This is a genomic window from Dyella flava, assembly GCF_016904955.1.
Taxonomy (GTDB): Bacteria; Pseudomonadota; Gammaproteobacteria; order Xanthomonadales; family Rhodanobacteraceae; genus Dyella_B; species Dyella_B flava.
The window spans coordinates 203,762-220,980 of record NZ_JADIKE010000037.1 but is presented as its reverse complement, the minus strand read 5'-3'; the positions used below and the strand labels follow the sequence as shown (position 1 = coordinate 220,980).

Here is a 17,219-nt window from a genome sequence, read left to right as displayed (position 1 = left end):
CCATGTCCTGATTAACCTCGAAACTCAGAGGTGTGTCCTAGCGCCTTCTTTCCTTCGTGCAATTCGAAGATAGCCGTAAAAAGGGGTGGAGGAGAGAGCATTTCTGCGAAGCATATAAATCAGAGCGTCGCATTGATGAAGCTGATGGCAAGCCTTGGCCCCTCACCCCAGCCCTCTCCCCGGAGGGGAGAGGGAGTAAGGCACGCCTTGATCTTGAAACACTATGGCTCCACCACTTTCAACTGCGCCAACGGCATCGCCCCAATGCCACGCAGCGCCGGCCGATACATATCCTCCACCAGCGGCGGCGGCACGGTGTAAGTGCCCGGCGTGACTGCGCGCACCAGATAGAACACATGCGCCGCATTGCCGCGTTCCAGCCTCAAGGCAGCGTCATAACGATCATCGCGATATTCCTCGTGCACGATGTCGGCGGCCCCGGTGTGTTGATCCATATTGATGCCGTCGATCACCACGCCAGCCCATTGTTCGGCGCCGCTCAGGTTGAGGTTTTCCACCTCCAGGCCGCCGGGCAGCAAATCGGTCACCATGGCGTCGGGCATGTTCATGCGTGCCTCGATGGTCAGTTCGACGATCAATGTGTCGCCTTCCTTGAGGGTATCGCCGCTCCACGGTTGACCGTCGGTGGTGAAGTAGGCACGACGTACGTCGACCTGGCTGGCATCGGCAGCCGGCGCCTTGATTGGAATGCCGGCGATATCGAAGGTCGCGAACACGGTGGCCTTGCTGGATGGTTGCACGCTGACGCCTCTGGCCAGTTCGGCCGGGGTGAGGTTGCGCGTCCAGAGGAACTGGTCAGCCGGAACCGGCTCGCTCTTGCCGCCGATCACCAGCGCGGCGGAAAGCGGTGTGTTGCTGGCCGCATCGAAGGCATGCGCGACGCGAGCGATGGCCACTTGTTCCTGCGTGCTCAGATACGACCATGACCAGTGGTAATAGGGAATCTTCTGCTCGGTCGCACGTACGTCAGCGGTGGCATTGCGCGCCCAGTCGATCAGTTTCGCGTCGTACTCCGGCTTGTTCATGCCATAGGTGTGAGTGAGCGCCACCATCGTTGCCAGATCGCGCAAGTCGGAGCCGTAATCGCCGACATACCAGGGACGTTCCTTGTTCCAGGCAAAGGCTTCATCGATCGCCTTTTGCGCGCGCTCGTTGTCGCCCATCAGCTTGAGCGCGATACCCAGATGCACCAGCGGCAACGGCGCCACCAGCTTCTGCCGGTCGTTGTCGAAAATTGCGCGCAGGGTGCCGAGTGGCGCACGGTTGACGCGGGCCAGTACAAAGCCGGAATAGGCCTCGTCGGCAATGCGCAGGTGATCGTGGTGCTCGTAGTCATAGTACGGATGACCGCCGGCGAGCAAATCATCGCTGAGCCGTTGCAGGGATTTCTGCAGCACATCCTGTGGCACGGCGAATCCGGCGTCACGCGCATCAAGCATGAAGTCGACCACGTACGGCGTCATGAAGGTTTCGATCGGGCTGGTGCCACCCCAGAAACTGAAGTGCCCGTTGCTGGCCTGGAACGAGGCAATACGCGCGAGCGCGCCCTCCACCGCAGCTTGCCGCGCAGGGTCGCTCAGCCCTTCGGTGCCGAGCGCCTTGGCGGTTTTCTGGTCCATGTACAACGCGGCGTAACCCTTGCTGGTGGTTTGCTCGATGCAGCCGTAGGGATAGAGCAACAAATTGCGCAACGCCGTGCTGTAGGGCAGGGGTGGCAGCGTGCTCAACGTAAGCTGGGTTTTTACGGTGGCGGGAATCAGGCCGGCCAGTGAACCGTCCAGGCGCGTGGGTTTGCCGTCTTCGATCGCCATCGGTACCGTGCTCACCTGCTCCGGCCAGGCCGGCCGCACGGCGAATTCGAAATGGCGGTCGACCTGGTAATCGCTGAGCTGCGCATGGATATCGACGGTTGCCACACCCGCGCCACCGAGTGCCGTCACCGGCATCAGTAAGGTGGTGCTGGCGCCGTCTTTCAACGGGACATCGCGGGTGGCGTCATCGACCTTGATCAGATGGCCGCCCTTGACGCTGATCCTGGCCACGCCGTCCTTGCCGGAAAGGTTCTTCAGATCGAGGCTGATCTGCGCCTTGTCATCCGCCGCCATCACCCGTGGCGTGCTGGGTTCGACCACCAGTGGCGCGCGTACCGTGACATTGCCGTCTGCATTGCCGAAGCGATCATCCGTATAGGCCAAGGCGGCCAGCCGCAGGCTGCCGTTGAAGTCCGGCACCTGCACATGCAAGGTCGCCTTGCCTTGGGCATCGAAAGCCACCGGGCCGGCGAAAAGATCCACGATCTGCACGCGCGGGTTCAGCCGTGCGGCATGCGGCAGGCCCTTGCCGCTCATGTCACCACCGTAGCGGAGCTTGGCCTCGGCGCCATCCATCGCTTCGATGACGCGGCTGTAAAGATCGTAGGCATCCACGCCAAGCGCGCGTTTGGCGAACATCCATGCCCAGGCATCCGGCACCGGGTAGTTGGTGATGTTCAGCACACCCTGATCGACGGCGGACAAGGTGACATACGCATGCTGGCCGGTGAGCCCATCTGCCTGCACCGTGACATCGAGTGGATTGCCAGGGCGCATCATGGCCGGCGCACTGAGTTTCAGCGGAATGCGCCGGTCATTGCGATCCATCGTGACGTGTTCGATCCCCATCGCGCGGGCGGGCGTGGTGTGTTCGGTGGCATCGCCGCCGCGAAACACCAGTGCCACGACATACACGTCATGCCGTTCCCAATCCTTGGTCACCGGAATCGCGAAGGTCGCGCCAGCGGTGGCCTGGATGTTCTGCGTGTAAAGCAAATGATCCGATTCGACCAGCAGCACACCAGGGCCGTCGTGTGGCGGCGTCACCGTGACCTGCATGGTGTCGCCTACACGATAACGGGCCTTGTCCAGCGCGAGCTTCACCTTGTCCGGACGCGCTTCCTTGCCGAGGTTTTCGTCGTCCCAGCTATAGCCGGCGAAGAACGGATAGACGGTGGTCAGTTTGGTATCAGGATCGTAGACCTCCAGCCGGTAGCCACCCCATTCGACCGGGAAATCGACCTGCACGCGTTGACCGGCCGCGACGTCGATATCTTTTTCGTCAACCTGCTGTAATTGCACGTTGGCGTTCGACTTCCAGTCGTCACCGTGTTCGTACAGCCAATAGAAATCGCGGATCTCGCGTTGCAGCCGCACTTTCAGATGGGAGCCGGCGACCAGTTTGCCGTCCACATTCGCGCGCAGAATTTCAAATGAGGCGCGGCCTTCGCTTTCCGCGCCCTGCGTCGGATCAAACAAGGGACGCACGCCGACCAGTTCGGACGCGGGCCAGTAAACGCGATTCAACAGCCGGGTGACGGCGCGGCCACCGCTTTCGTACACACTGCCCGACACTGTCACCGTGAAGGGAGCTACCGGTTTTACGTCATCGGGCAGGGTAAGGTCTTGTTCCAGATGGCCTTGCGCGTCGAGCTTGGTGTCGAGCACATCGTTCGCGCTCTTGGGCACATCAGCAAGCGGATTGCCGAAAAAGGTATCCGGCAGGTTGGGCAGGGGATGCACTTCCGGCTGCACCATCAGCTTGGCGGTGAAGCGGTTGCCATCGGCCGGCGCGCCGTAGAGGTAGCTGGATGTCACTGCAAGCTTCAGCGGTTCGTCCGGTGCGAGTCGCGCCTGCGGACTCGACAGATCCACCTTCAGCCGTTCGGGGAGAAACTCCTCGACGTGGAAAGGGAACGCTTGCACGGCCTCCTTGCTGGCCGGATCGAGACGGAATTCGAGTTGCCACAGACCGGTGGGCGCATCATCCGGAATCACCTGGCTCAACTCGAAATAGTTGAGATCCTTGGGCTCCAGGCGCGTGTCGATCAGGCTGCGTCCATCGGGTTGCTTCAGGCGCACGAACAGTGCCTGCGGCTTCATCGGCTTGCCGTCGTAGTCGCGCAGCAACGCCGAGGCGCGCAGCGTTTCGCCGGGGCGATACAGGTCGCGTCCCGACCATGCAAACACTTCAAACGGTACTTCCTGCCGGCCAGTGATATCGAAGTTGGATACATCCAGCGCGGGCTTGTTGAAGGGCAGCACCGACACATCCTTGCCGTGGCGTGCGATCAGCACATCGGCAGGATTCACCTTGTAGGCAATCAGCGCATTGCCGTTGCTGTCGGTGGTGGCTTTCAGTTTGGCGCTGCCGCTGGCATCGTCGATTTCAATATCCACGTTGCTGACCGGAGAGCCGTCGTGCAACGAGGCGACATGCAGCAGCGCGTTGTCGTGATAGACGCGCAGATGCAAACCCAGGTCGCTGACGAAAAACACCGCCGTGTCATAGCCGCCGAGAAAGGTGCCCCCCTGCTTGAGCACGGCCATATACACACCCGGCTGGGCGAGTTCGGCCACATCCTGCAGCGGAATATAGGTAACCGTGCGTTCGTTCTGGTCGCCGCCCAGGCTGTAATGGTTGGCGTAGACCGGATCGCCCATGTCGGTAATCGAACGCTTCTCTCGATCGCCGTGTTCGCAACGGTCCCACGGGTTGGGATCGTGCTGCAGCTCATAGTCGTCGCGGTGCTTGTTTTGCGGGTAGGCGCAGAACAGATCGGAAAGCGCATCGTCGTGTACGCGGAAAAATTCGATATCCGCATCGTGCACATTCACTGACACCACCGGCAGTCCACGCGAACCGCGCGCCGGCAGCACGCTGCCGGTGGACGCAAAGCCGATCGCCGGCTGCAGGTTGCCGGAATAGACATCGCGCTTGATCTCGCGTCCCAGCGTGCGTCCGTCGGTCGCCATCAGGCCTGCATGCAACACCACGGCGTAATGCTGATTAGGCGAGACGAATGGGAAATTCAGTGTCTTGCCGTCGTCCTGCAGATCCCAGCTGCCGTTCACCACTTCGCCATTCGGGCCGGTAACGGCGATCTGCTGATCAAACGGTTGGGCGGACGCCAGCGCGGCGCTGAAATGCAAGGCAATCGCGGTACGTGAGTCGGTGGTCTGGGAACTGGCCGACAATAGTGCAAATGGCTGGTTTGAGGCGGCGTGTGCGGTGCTGCTTGCCGCGGGTGTTCCCTGTAATGCGGGCTTGTTTCCGTTGTCGTGATGACAGGCGCCCAGCAGGCCGATCATCAGTAAAAGGCTCAACCCTGCCAACCCGCCGTGAAGACGGCGGCCGATCGATACGCGCGTCATAGAACCCTCCCTGAGTCTAAGACGCAGTTTGGCACGCATTTGTGGCGGCCCGGAGGCGGGGAGGTGGCGTCTCGATATCTGCTTTGTCTGGCCCTGTGGTGTCCTGAAACGGACCACTTTCGGGGCGTGGCGAGGGCGTGACGCATAGGTTGGGTTAGTTTGCGTAACCCAACAGATGTTGATGTCTGTGTTGTGGTTGATGTTTTAGACCATTAAGAGCTTTCGGTCCCTAAAGGGCCCGAATCACTTTTCTTTGCTGCCCCCAAAGAAAAGTAACCCAAAGAAATGGCCTCAGGAGCTCGTGGCGCTGGGTGGGTTACAAGCCTGGACGATCACGCATTGCTGGGTATTTCGTTAGTTGAACCATTGCCTGCGGCGCTTTCGGCCTGAAGGCCGAGTCACTTTTCTTTGCTGGCCCAAAGAAAAGTAACCCAAAGAAATGGCCTGAAAGGCTCGTGGCTTGGGGGGATAAAAGCCTGAGCGATGGCGGCGATGGAATGGTTAATGGCCCATGGTTATGCCTCCCCGCTATACCGCGAGCATCGAGGCGCTGAGGGTTTAAAGCGGGTGCGCCGATAAGTTGAGCTTTGCCCGTGTTTGTTTTAAGTCCTCACCGCGTCGACGCCTCGCGGTATAGCGGCGTTGTCTAAGCGTGGCCTGCTGACCAACACGGCAAGGCGTAATCGTCCAGGCTTGTAACCCGCCCAGTGCCACGAGCTCCTGAGGCCATTTCTTTGGGTTACTTTTCTTTGGGCCAGCAAAGAAAAGTGACTCGGGCCCTTTAGGGACCGAAAGCGCCGCAGGCAAAGGTGGCACCAACGAAACGCACAGCGATGCCAAAAACAGATTTGGGTTACTTTTCTTTGGGCCAGCAAAGAAAAGTGACTCGGCCTTCAGGCCGAAAGCACCGCAGGCAATGGTTCAATCCACGAAATACTCACTCATGCGAAACACCACCACAGCAAAGCGCGAAAAGAACACCAAGCCCCCACCAAATCAAGCCCAAGGCAATTCAACCAACAAAAAAACGGCCACCCAGCGCGTTGGGTCAGCTCGCGTAACCCAACAGATGTTGATATCTGCGTTGCAGTTGACGTGTTAGAGCGTTAAGAGCTTTCGGCCCCTCCGGGACTGAAAGCTCTTAAACATCAACCAGACGACGGACCCCAATATCCGCTGGGTTACGCTGCGCTAACCCAGCCTACGCATTGGCTGGGGTGCGAAACAAATGCGCTGCGGCTGGCTCAATAAAGCACCCGCGCACGCAACGTCCCCGGTATCGCCGCCAGCTTATCCTTCAGCGACGCCGCCTGATGCTCATCAGCCGATACATCGATCACCACATAACCCACGTCCGCATGGGTCTGCAGGAACTGCGCGTCGATATTGATATTGCCGGCCGAGAACAGTTCGTTGATGCGTGAAAGCACGCCGGGCACATTGCGGTGGATGTGCAGCAGGCGGCGGCTGCGTGGATGTTCCGGCAGGGTTACTTCCGGGAAGTTGACGGCGGAGAGGGTGGAGCCGTTGTCGCTGTAGCGCACCAGTTTGCTGGCGACTTCGACGCCGATGTTGTCCTGCGCTTCCAGCGTGCTGCCGCCGATGTGCGGCGTAAGAATGACATTGTCCATGCCAAGCAGCGGCGATACGAAGGGATCGTCGTTGCCTTTCGGTTCCACCGGAAACACGTCGATGGCTGCGCCGCCGATGTGCTGTTTGCGCAATGCATCGGCCAATGCATCGATATCGACCACGGTGCCGCGCGATGCGTTGATCAGCAGCGCGCCTTTGCGCATTTTGTCGAGCTCGGTCTTGCCGATCATCAACTTGGTCGAAGGCGTTTCCGGCACGTGCAGGGTGACGACATCGGCGCGTTCGAGCAGATCATCCAGGCTGGCCGCCGCGCGCGCGTTGCCTAGCGAAAGCTTGGATTCGATATCGTGGAAGATCACGCGCATGCCAAGGCCTTCCGCCAGCACGCCGACCTGCGTGCCAATATGGCCGTAGCCGACGATGCCAAGCACCTTGTCGCGCACTTCAAAGCTGCCGGAAGCCGATTTGGTCCAGCCGCCGCGATGACACAGCGCGTTCTTCTGCGGAATGCCACGCAGCAGCATGATGGTTTCGGCAATCACCAGTTCGGCCACGCTGCGCGTATTGGAGTAGGGCGCGTTGAAGACCGGAATGCCGAGCTTGGCGGCGGTGTCCAAGTCGACCTGGTTGGTGCCGATGCAATAGCAGCCCACGGCGATCAGGCGCTTGGCGTGTTCCAGCACTTCGGCGGTGAGGTGGGTGCGTGAGCGGATACCGATGATGTGCGCATCGGCGATGCGCGCTTTCAATTCGTCCTCAGGCAGCGATTTGGCGTGGTACTCGATCTGGCTATAGCCGGCGCGCTGGAAGGCTTCCACCGCGGTACGGCTGACGCCTTCGAGCAATAGCACCTTGATGTCTTGCTTGGGGTACGAAGTTTTCATGGCAGGCCGGGATTTGGATGTCCAAACACTATGCCAGATTTTGCGGCGATGCAGCACTGGACGCGCACGGCGGGCACTGGCACGCTGGGGACTTAGCCACGGAGTTGCCATGACCGACCAAGCCCTCGCTGACCTGACCCGCCGCCTGCCCGAACTGCGCCTGCTGACCGATGCGGGTGACCTGGAGCATTACGGCCGGGACTGGACCCGGCGCTGGACGCCGGCCCCGCTGGCGATTGCCTTGCCGGCGTCGGTGGAGGACGTGCAGGGCATCGTGCGCTGGGCTAACGAGTACAAAGTGGCCGTCGTGCCCTCGGGTGGCCGTACGGGCCTGTCGGGTGGCGCAGTGGCAGCGCATGGCGAGCTGGTGCTGAGCCTGGAGCGGATGAACCGGGTGTTGGGCTTTGATGCGGTGGACCGCACGTTGACGGTGCAGCCGGGCATTGCGCTGGAAGCGGTGCATGGCGCGGCGCGCGAGCATGGCCTGATCTATCCGGTGGATTTTGCCGCGCGCGGTTCCTGTTCCATCGGCGGCAACATCGCCACCAACGCGGGCGGCATTCGTGTCATCCGCTATGGCAACACGCGTGAATGGATCGCCGGCTTGAAGGTGGTGGCCGGCAATGGCGAGTTGCTGGACCTCAACCGTGGCCTGATCAAGAACTCCAGCGGCTACGATCTGCGTCAGTTGATGATCGGCTCGGAAGGCACGCTTGGCATCGTGGTGGAAGCGACGCTGCGCCTGACCGATCCGCCGCCGCCATCGCAGGTCATGCTGCTGGCGTTGCCGGACATGGATGCGTTGATGCAGGTGTTTGCCTTGTTTCGCCGCAAGCTGTCGCTGCAGGCTTTCGAATTTTTCACCGATGTCGCCTTGAAGCACGTGCTCGCGCACGGTGCGCAGCGAGCGATTGATGGCGAACATCCTTATTACGTGGTCACCGAGTTCGATGCCCCCGACGAGCGCGCGCACGAAGCCGCATTGGCCGCCTTTGAACAAGGTGTGAAGCAGGGGCTGATCAACGATGGCGTGATGGCGCAAAGCGACGCCCAGGCCGCCGCGTTGTGGCGCTTGCGGGAAGGCATTACCGAGAGCCTGGCGCCGCACAAGCCCTACAAGAACGATATCTCAGTGCGCGTCAGCGCCGTACCGGCCTTCTTGCATGAGATTCAAGCCCTGTTGACGCGCGAATATCCGCACATCGAAGTGGTGTGGTTTGGCCATATCGGCGATGGCAATCTGCACATCAACGTGTTGAAGCCGGTATCGCTTTCCGATGCGGACTTCATCACGCAATGCGAGCACGTGACCAAGTTGCTTGCGCAAACCTTGCAAGGTCATGGTGGCAGCATTTCCGCCGAGCACGGCATCGGCCTGGTCAAGCGGTCTTACCTGGAGAGTACCCGCAGCCTGCAGGAGATCGCCTTGATGCGCGGCGTGAAGCAGGTGTTCGATCCGAACGGGCTGCTCAATCCCGGGAAGATGTTCCCCTGAGCCGTACGCGGCCAGCTTCCTGAGGGGCGTGTCATAACGCCAGCTTGGGTTGCCCGGCACTCCCCCGTACCATGTGCTCTCACACTCACTTCAGGCCGCTTGACCATGTCCGAGAACCGCCGCGCCTTGTATCCCGAAATCGAACCGTACGATGTCGGGCAGCTCAAGGTCTCCGCGTTGCATACGCTTTACTACGAGCAAAGCGGCAACCCGAACGGCAAGCCGGTGGTGTTCCTGCATGGTGGCCCGGGTGGCGGCACCAATCCCAAGTGCCGGCGGTTCTTCGATCCGGCGGTGTATCGCATCGTGCTGTTCGATCAACGCGGCTGCGGCAGATCCACCCCGCATGCCGAACTCACCGACAACACCACCTGGCATCTGGTCAGTGATATCGAGCGCCTGCGCGAGCATCTCGGGATCGACCGCTGGCAGGTGTTCGGCGGTTCGTGGGGCTCGACGCTGGCGCTGTCCTACGCGCAAACGCATCCGGACAAGGTGACCGAGCTGGTGCTGCGCGGCATCTTCATGCTGCGCCGCTGGGAGCTGGAGTGGTTCTACCAGCAGGGTAGCGATGCGCTCTATCCCGATGCCTGGGAAACCTATCAGGCAGCCATTCCCGAGGTGGAACGCGGCGACATGATGAGCGCCTACCATCGCCGGCTGACCAGCCCGGATGCCGAAACACGCCTGGCCGCCGCGCGGGCTTGGTCGGTATGGGAGGGGGCCACCAGCTTCCTGTTCCAGGATGAGGGCTATATCAACAGCAGCGGCGAGGATGAATTCGCGCTGGCTTTTGCGCGCATCGAATGCCATTACTTCGTGAATGGCGGTTTCTTCGAACATGACGATCAGCTGCTGCGCAACGTCGAGCGCATTCGCCGTATTCCGGCGGTGATCGTGCAGGGGCGTTACGACGTGGTGTGTCCGATGCGTAGCGCCTGGGATCTGCATCGTGCGTGGCCGGAGGCAGATCTGCGCATCGTGCAGGATGCCGGGCATTCGGCGTTTGAGCCGGGGATCATGCACGAGCTGATTGAGGCGACGGATCGCTTTAAAAACCGAGCGCCATAGGCGCTCTCCTTATTTCCCCTCTCCCCTTCGGGGCACGCGGGGAGGCGCCATGGATGGTGTCGGCTCTGAGGAGCGAGGAGAGGGCAGGGTGAGGGCCGCGGCTCGCGCGGATATCCATCAGAAGCACGCTCTGAATATCCCAGCTCGCAAGATTGGCCTCTCATCCGACCCTACGGGCCACCCCGGATCACGTCCGGGGCAGGCTCTTCTCCCCGAAGGGCAGAAGGGAAAGCCGTTACTCCACCGCCGGCAACTGCTTCGTCCCGAAAATCTTGTCCCCCGCATCCCCCAGCCCCGGCAGGATGTAGCCGTGCTCATTGAGCCGCTCATCAATCGATGCGGTATAGATCTCGACATCCGGATGAGTGGCTTCGATGCGCTTGAGCCCTTCCGGCGCCGCCACCAGGAACAGCCCCTTGATGCGCTTGCATCCTGCGGCTTTGAGCATCTCTACCGTGGCAATCAGGGTGCCGGCAGTGGCGAGCATGGGATCGACGATCAGGGCGATGCGCTCGTCCATGCGGCCGGTGAGCTTTTCGTAATAGGCGATGGGTTGCAGTGTTTCTTCATCGCGCTGCAGGCCGACCACGCTGACTTTCGCCGCCGGAATCAGTTCCAGCACGCCCGGCAGCATGCCCAACCCGGCGCGCAGGATCGGCACGATGGTGATCTTCTTGCCTTTGATTTGCCGCACGCGCACCGGACCGGCCCAGCCTTCGATCTGCGCTTCGACGGTTTCCAGGTCTTTGGTGGCTTCGTAAGTCAGTAGCGAGCCGACTTCCGAGGCCAGTTCACGGAATTCCTTGGTGCTGATACCGGCCCGGCGCATCAGGCCGAGCTTGTGCTGGATCAGGGGATGGCGGACTTCGACGATCTTCATCGGGCGGGCTGTTCCCAAAGGGATGCGGCAAGCATAGCGGCAAACGAAAAGGGCGCCGCCAGCCTGGCGACGCCCTTGGAATCGGCGCTTTATATGCAGTGCCTGGCTCAGGGGCCTTTCATGCAGTTGCTGACGGCGCTCTTGTAGTCGTCGCCGGTCTTGCCCTTCGCGGCATGGCTGCAATCGGCCATCTTCTGCTGCGGGGTCTTCTTTGGGGTGGCCGCCGCGCTGTTGTCACCCTTCATGCAGTTGGCGACGGCGCTCTTGTAGTCGGCGCCAGTCTTGCCGGCGTTGGCGTGACTGCATTGGCCCAGCTTGGTGGAATGCCCCGTCGTGCTGGATGAGCTCTGCGGTGCAGCGAAGGCGGTAGTGGTCGCGAGGGCCAGGACTGCACCGGCGGTGAGCAGGCTGAAACGCATGGACATGATGCTTCCTCCTGAAGTGATCACCGGCGTTGCGCCGGCGGGGGCAGTCTATGCCCGGGTATGAGCAGGGGAAAGCTATTGCGGATAAAGCCCTCTCCCCGTTGGGGCGAGGGCTTGGGCAGGCGGGAATCTTGCGCGGATGCTGATCCGAAGCGGGATGGATGGGAGGCAACCGCATGGTTGCCCCGCATCTCGATCCTCTCCAGGGAGAGGAAGAAACCCTCAGGCTGCCCGCGCTTCGCTCTTGCGCGGACCTTCCAGCAGCGCATGGCGCACGTGCGCGATCACCATGTCCACTTCGGCACTGGTGATCTTGAAGTGCGGGGTGAAGCGCAGCGAATTCGCACCACCGTGGATCACGCCGACGCCGCGCTCGCGCAGATATTCCTCGGTCGAACCCGCGCCGTAGCACTTGAACTGCGGAGCCAGTTCGCACGAGAACAGCAAGCCCGTGCCTTGCACCTTGGTGATCAGGCCGCCGAGTTCGTCTTTCAGCGCATTGAGTTTGTCGACGAATTCCTTGCCGCGGACACGGATATTCGTGCGCACCTCATCGGTGAGCTGATCGAGTGTGGCCAGCGCGACATCGAGTGCGCGCGGGTTGGCCGTCATGGTGTTGCCGTAGATGCCCTTGCGATACAGGTTGGCGGTGCGTTCGGTCACGGCCAGCACCGACAGCGGATATTGGCCTGCATTGAGCGCCTTGGAGAAGGTTTCCATATCCGGCGGCGCCAGCTTTTCGAAGCCGGGATAGTCGGTGATCGACAGCACGCCATGCGCACGCAGACCCGCCTGGATCGAATCGACCAACAACAAGGAGCCGTGTGCTTCGGTCAGTTCGCGCGCGGCCTGGTAGAACGCCGGCGTGACCGCGCGACCCGGATCGCCTTCACCCATCACCGGTTCCAGGAACAGCGCTTCGACGAACCAGCCGTGGCGATCGGCGTCGGCAAATACCGCTTCCAATTGCACGATGTCGTACGGGGCGACCGTCAGCAGCGTGTCTTCATGGCGATAGCTCGCCAGATGCTGCTGATAGGTGCGGCGCGAGGAATCCGAATACAGCGCCGGCTTGTCGGTGCGGCCGTGGAACGCGCCCTTTACCGCGACGCGCTTGATCGTGCGACCGGCATAACGGCCACCGGCGTCGGTCATCAGCTTGGCGTTCACGTCGGCGATACGGCAGGCGAGGCCGACCGATTCCGAACCTGAATTCAGCGCGAGGTATTGCACATACGGATTGGCGCCACGGTTACGACCCAGTTCGCGATGCATCGCCTTGGTGAAAAGCATCTGCGACACGCTCGGCGTCATCACGTTGGCCATCACCTGCGGGCGCGACAACGCGGCATCGATCGCTTCGTTGTTGTGTCCAAAACCGAGCATGCCGTAGCCGCCGTTGTCGTGGACCACCGCGCCCTTCAGCGTGACGATCCACGGGCCGCGCGCAGCAGCCGGCAGATAGGGGTTGATCGCATCATCCGGATAGAAGTTGACGAAACCGGCCAACACTTGCGACAGCTGTTCGGCTTCACCCAGCTTGAGGAAATCGTCCAATTCGGTGCGCAGTTCACGGTGCCGCGCAACGGCTTCGGTAATGGCTTTGCCCAGTTGCGGATCCAGCGCGGCCATCCGCTCGATAGTGGCGTCATCCAGGCCAGTGGTCCGCGGCTTGCCGCCAAATTCGCGCAGTTCGCGCAGCTGATCGATCACACCCATGACTACTCTCCTCGAACTCTTGTCAGCGCCTCGCACCCAGCGCAAAGCAGGCCGACAGATATATTGCGTGCGTGAAGGCGCCGAAGGCCCGCGGGCCATGCGCCCGCTCGCACCCGCCGAGTGTGGGGAACCACCGGCGTATGCCCATCAGGATAACCCGTGGGCAGGGGCTGCCGGAACCCCGGATGACGCTTGTCATCTCCATCGGCTGACGCCGGCAACTGGGCTAGGCCCCTTGCGGAACCTACGCTGCAGTGCAAGGAGGAACCCCTATGCCCGCCACTTCCGATGTCGTCGCCCGCCTCTCCGCTGCCGTGAAGCGCTACGGCCCACTGACCGCGCTGGACGGGGTTGATCTTGTGTTGCACCGCGGCGAATTGCTCGCGGTTCTGGGTCCCAATGGGGCCGGAAAAAGCACCAGCATCAGTTTATTGTTAGGCCTGATCCGCCCCGATGGCGGCCGCGCGGAGCTGTTTGGCCGAGATCCGCAGCAGATCGACGCACGTCGGCGCATCGGCGTGATGCTGCAGTCGGCGATGTTGCCGATCACCTTGCGGGTGACCGAGCTGTTGCGCCTGGTGGCCAGCTACTACCCGAATCCGCGCCCCTTGCAAGAAAGTGCCGCCCTGGCCGGGATCGGTGACCTGCTGCAGCGACCTTACGGCAAGCTGTCGGGCGGGCAGCAGCGGCGCGTGCAGTTTGCGCTCGCACTGTGCGGCCGGCCGGAACTGGTGTTTCTGGACGAGCCGACCGTCGGCATGGATATCGACGCGCGCCAGAAGCTTTGGGCCGCGATGCGCGCCCTGGTCGCCGAAGGCTGTTCCGTGGTGTTGACCACCCACTACCTCGAAGAAGCCGAAGCGCTGGCGCAACGCGTGGTGGTGATGGGCAAAGGACGTGTATTGAGCGAAGGCAGCGTCGATGCCTTGCGTGCACAGGTACCGCTCACGCGTATCCGCTGTGTCACGGATCTGGATGCCGCGACGGTGGCGAACTGGCCGCAAGTCGCCGTCGCCGAGCGCGATGGAGGGCGCTTGCGCATCAGCACCAGCGCTGCGGAAAGCGTGCTGCGCCGTCTGCTCGATGCCGACGCTGCCTTGAGCGAACTCGAGGTGCAGCGTGCCGGTCTGGCCGAAGCCTTTACGGAACTCACCCGCGACGAACCGGCGATCGAACAGGAGGCCGCGTAATGAACGCTGTGTCGATCAGTACTGCATCGAATACCCCGGTGGTTACCAGCATGCCGTTTCGGCGCGTGCTCGGCGCTTATGTTGCCGAAGCGCGCAGCGAATGCCTGCGCTACATGCGCAACCCGAGCTTCATGCTGCCGATTCTGCTGTTTCCAACCATGTTCTATCTGCTGTTCGGCATCGTGCTGAGCAAATCCGAAGGCCCGGATGTCGCGCGCTATCTGCTGGTCAGCTACGGCGTGTTCGGTGTCATGAGTCCGGGGCTGTTCGGCTTCGGCGTATCGCTGGCGCTGGAACGCGACGGCGGCCTGTTGACGTACAAGCGCGCCTTGCCGATGCCGCCCGGTGCGTATCTGCTCGGCAAGATGCTGATGGCGATGCTGGCTGCCGCGGTAGTGATCCTGTTGTTGCTGGCGATGGGCCTGGGCCTGGCGCATGTGGCGCTTACCGTGCGGCAAGCAAGTCTGCTGGTGTTGATGGGCGTGTTGGGCGTGTTGCCGTTCTGCGCGCTTGGCATGCTGGTTGGCACGCTGATCAAGGGGCAGGGTGCGCCGGGCGCGCTCAACCTGCTCTATCTGCCGATGTCCTTCCTGTCGGGGCTGTGGGTGCCGCTGAACCAACTGCCCAAGGCCTTGCAGCAGCTGGCGCCGGTCTGGCCGAGCTATCACCTGCATCAGCTAGGCCTGGCCGTGCTGGGCATGCAGCACGGGACGGCATCCGCGGACCTGCTGGTGTTGCTGGGTTTCACAGCAGTGTTTTTTGTCATCGCCACACGTCGCCTGCGTCGTTACGGTTGACGTAGGATGCTCGCTGACGCAGTCCGGAGCCGCTGATCATGTCTCTCTCCCTCCCCGTGCCTGCATGGCTGAGGCCGACGCCGGATTCGGAAGCGGCCGAGAACATCCGCAAGGGCCATAACCCGTGGATCGATGCCGTCCACCTGCTGTGGTCGATCTGGATTTTTTTCGGCCCGTTGATGGACGACAAGGGCTTCACGCTCAAGTGGGCGGTCATCACAGGGGTGACCTATCCGATCTTTACGCTCCTTTATGCGCTATGCATTGTTCGCCCGCAGCGTTCAGTACTTCGCTACGCATGGTGCATCGCCCTGCTTGGTTACATCACCCTGACATTCGATGGCGGTACGGGTGGGTGCTATGCCATTTATGCCTGCGTGATGCTGCGTGCCGGCGTATGCGGCTGGCGCCGGTATCTGCTGAACCTGGTCGCCATGTGCGTGCTGTTTGCAGTGGTCGCATCGGTGGACCGGATGCCGTGGCAGGTCATTGCCTATCTGATTGCGATGGTGGCCGTGATCACCACCGTCGTTAACGTCGGCATCAATGCATCAAAGAAAAATGCCGCGCTGAAACTGTCGCAGGATGAAGTGCGCCGACTCGCGGCCACGGCGGAGCGTGAACGTATCGGCCGCGATCTGCATGATCTGCTTGGCCACACCTTGTCGCTGATCACGCTCAAGCTTGAGCTGTCGCGCAAGCTGTTCGACCGCGATCCCGACACCGCACGGCGCGAATTGGAAGAAGCGGAAAGCGTGGCGCGCCATGCGCTGGCGGAAGTGCGTGCAGCAGTCACCGGCATTCGCGCCACCGACCTTGCCGCCGAACTGGCCTCCGCACGCTTGCTGCTGGAGTCCTCGGCGGTGCGTCTGGATTACGGCCAGCTGCCGTCATCCCTGCCGGTGGATGTGGAGCGCGGCCTGGCCCTGGTGATTCGCGAAGCCGTAACGAATATCCATCGGCACGCTGGCGCGACGGAGGCGAATGTGCGGTTCGATTTCACAGCGGAAAAACTCGATATGCAGATTTGCGACAACGGGCGTGGCGGACAAAGCGCCGAGGGCAACGGCATCAACGGCATGCGCGAGCGCATCAAAGCCTTGGGCGGAACGTTTTCGATCGACTCGCCACCCAAGCGCGGCACCCGGCTCAACATCAGCGTTCCGCTTGGCGCAAGGCAACGCTGGGCGCAGCAAGCTTCATCGCCTGCGCACGACGAGCCGACCGATCTTGCGCGGGGCGCCGCATGATCCGCGTCCTGCTGGCCGAAGATCAGGCGATGGTGCGCGGTGCCTTGTCGGCGCTGCTGAATCTCGAGTCGGATATCGAAGTGCTCGGTTCTGCCCCCGACGGCGAAACAGCATGGCGTGAAGTGCAGCGCCTGAAACCGGATGTGCTGGTCACTGATATCGAAATGCCCGGCATCACCGGCCTGGAACTGGTGCAGCGCATACAACGGTATGAGCTGCCGGTGAAGTCGATCATCGTCACCACCTTTGCGCGTCCTGGCTTCTTGCGGCGTGCGCTGGATGCAGGCGTATCCGGTTATCTGCTGAAAGATGCGCCGGCTGAAAATCTCGCCGAAGCGTTGCGCACCGTGCATCGCGGTGGCCGCTCGATCGATCCACAGCTGGCACTGGAGGCATGGTCGGAAGCCGATCCGCTCAATGATCGCGAACGGCAAGTACTGCGCCTGGCCGGCGAAGGACAATCGGCGAGCGATATCGCGACCAAGCTCAATCTGTCACATGGCACGGTGCGTAATTATCTTTCCGAAGCCATCGGCAAGCTGGGTGCGGGCAACCGTATCGAGGCGTATCGCCTGGCGCGGCAGAAAGGGTGGCTTTAATCGGAATGAGTTGTCCTCGAGCATATTGATGTTCGATATGACGATGACTTCATTTGCGGCCTGAGCGCTCTGGCAGTTGGTCAAGCTGCCGGGCCCGGTGCTCGTCTTT

At 61.7% G+C, this 17,219-nt stretch carries 11 protein-coding genes; 6 read left to right on the top strand and 5 right to left on the bottom strand.

Translation table 11 applies throughout. From position 1 onward, the window contains the following. Nucleotides 1-221 precede the first annotated feature (221 nt). Together ISP19_RS14350 and serA are read right to left on the bottom strand one after the other, a co-directional pair. On the bottom strand, nt 222-5,207 hold the full coding sequence (locus tag ISP19_RS14350; protein WP_204683100.1) for an alpha-2-macroglobulin family protein: 4,986 nt from the start codon (nt 5,205-5,207) through the stop codon (nt 222-224). Nucleotides 5,208-6,451: 1,244 nt separating this feature from the next. Beyond that, on the bottom strand, nt 6,452-7,684 hold the full coding sequence (gene serA / locus ISP19_RS14345; RefSeq protein WP_204683099.1) for a phosphoglycerate dehydrogenase: 1,233 nt from the start codon (nt 7,682-7,684) through the stop codon (nt 6,452-6,454). Nucleotides 7,685-7,793: 109 nt separating this feature from the next. On the opposite strand from serA, the gene ISP19_RS14340 reads away from it, so the two are divergent. Both ISP19_RS14340 and pip read left to right on the top strand, forming a co-directional pair. Then, nucleotides 7,794-9,179: an FAD-binding oxidoreductase gene (locus tag ISP19_RS14340; RefSeq protein WP_204683098.1), complete on the top strand. Its 1,386-nt coding sequence runs from the start codon at nt 7,794-7,796 to the stop codon at nt 9,177-9,179. Between the two features lie 105 nt (nt 9,180-9,284). After that, nucleotides 9,285-10,250 carry a prolyl aminopeptidase gene (pip, locus tag ISP19_RS14335; RefSeq protein ID WP_204683097.1) on the top strand — a complete coding sequence of 322 codons (966 nt, stop codon included), beginning with the start codon at nt 9,285-9,287 and terminating at the stop codon, nt 10,248-10,250. A gap of 235 nt (nt 10,251-10,485) precedes the next feature. Here the strand turns inward: pip and upp are convergent, their stop codons facing one another. From upp to ISP19_RS14320, 3 genes are all read right to left on the bottom strand, one after another. Beyond that, complete coding sequence (gene upp / locus ISP19_RS14330; protein ID WP_204683096.1) at nt 10,486-11,130, bottom strand: uracil phosphoribosyltransferase; 645 nt, start codon at nt 11,128-11,130, stop codon at nt 10,486-10,488. A 107-nt stretch (nt 11,131-11,237) separates the two neighbouring features. Continuing rightward, nucleotides 11,238-11,555, bottom strand: a complete 318-nt coding sequence (locus tag ISP19_RS14325) for a PsiF family protein (RefSeq protein ID WP_204683095.1) — start codon at nt 11,553-11,555, stop codon at nt 11,238-11,240. Between the two features lie 222 nt (nt 11,556-11,777). Next, complete coding sequence (locus ISP19_RS14320) at nt 11,778-13,274, bottom strand: aminotransferase class III-fold pyridoxal phosphate-dependent enzyme (protein WP_204683094.1); 1,497 nt, start codon at nt 13,272-13,274, stop codon at nt 11,778-11,780. 272 nt (nt 13,275-13,546) lie between these two features. Here ISP19_RS14320 and ISP19_RS14315 point away from each other — a divergent pair, with 272 nt between their 5' ends. The 4 genes from ISP19_RS14315 to ISP19_RS14300 are packed head-to-tail and all read left to right on the top strand — an operon-like array spanning nt 13,547 to nt 17,110. Next, nucleotides 13,547-14,464 (top strand): ABC transporter ATP-binding protein, encoded by a 918-nt coding sequence (locus ISP19_RS14315; RefSeq protein ID WP_204683093.1) that lies wholly within the window; start codon nt 13,547-13,549, stop codon nt 14,462-14,464. After that, a complete protein-coding gene (locus ISP19_RS14310; RefSeq protein WP_204683092.1) occupies nt 14,464-15,261 on the top strand; it encodes an ABC transporter permease in 798 nt (265 codons plus the stop codon). The genes ISP19_RS14315 and ISP19_RS14310 overlap by 1 nt, the downstream gene beginning before the upstream one ends. A 38-nt stretch (nt 15,262-15,299) precedes the next feature. Further along, complete coding sequence (locus ISP19_RS14305; protein ID WP_204683091.1) at nt 15,300-16,511, top strand: sensor histidine kinase; 1,212 nt, start codon at nt 15,300-15,302, stop codon at nt 16,509-16,511. Beyond that, nucleotides 16,508-17,110 carry a response regulator transcription factor gene (locus ISP19_RS14300; protein WP_204683090.1) on the top strand — a complete coding sequence of 201 codons (603 nt, stop codon included), beginning with the start codon at nt 16,508-16,510 and terminating at the stop codon, nt 17,108-17,110. Before ISP19_RS14305 ends, ISP19_RS14300 begins: the two co-directional genes overlap by 4 nt. Nucleotides 17,111-17,219 lie beyond the last annotated feature (109 nt).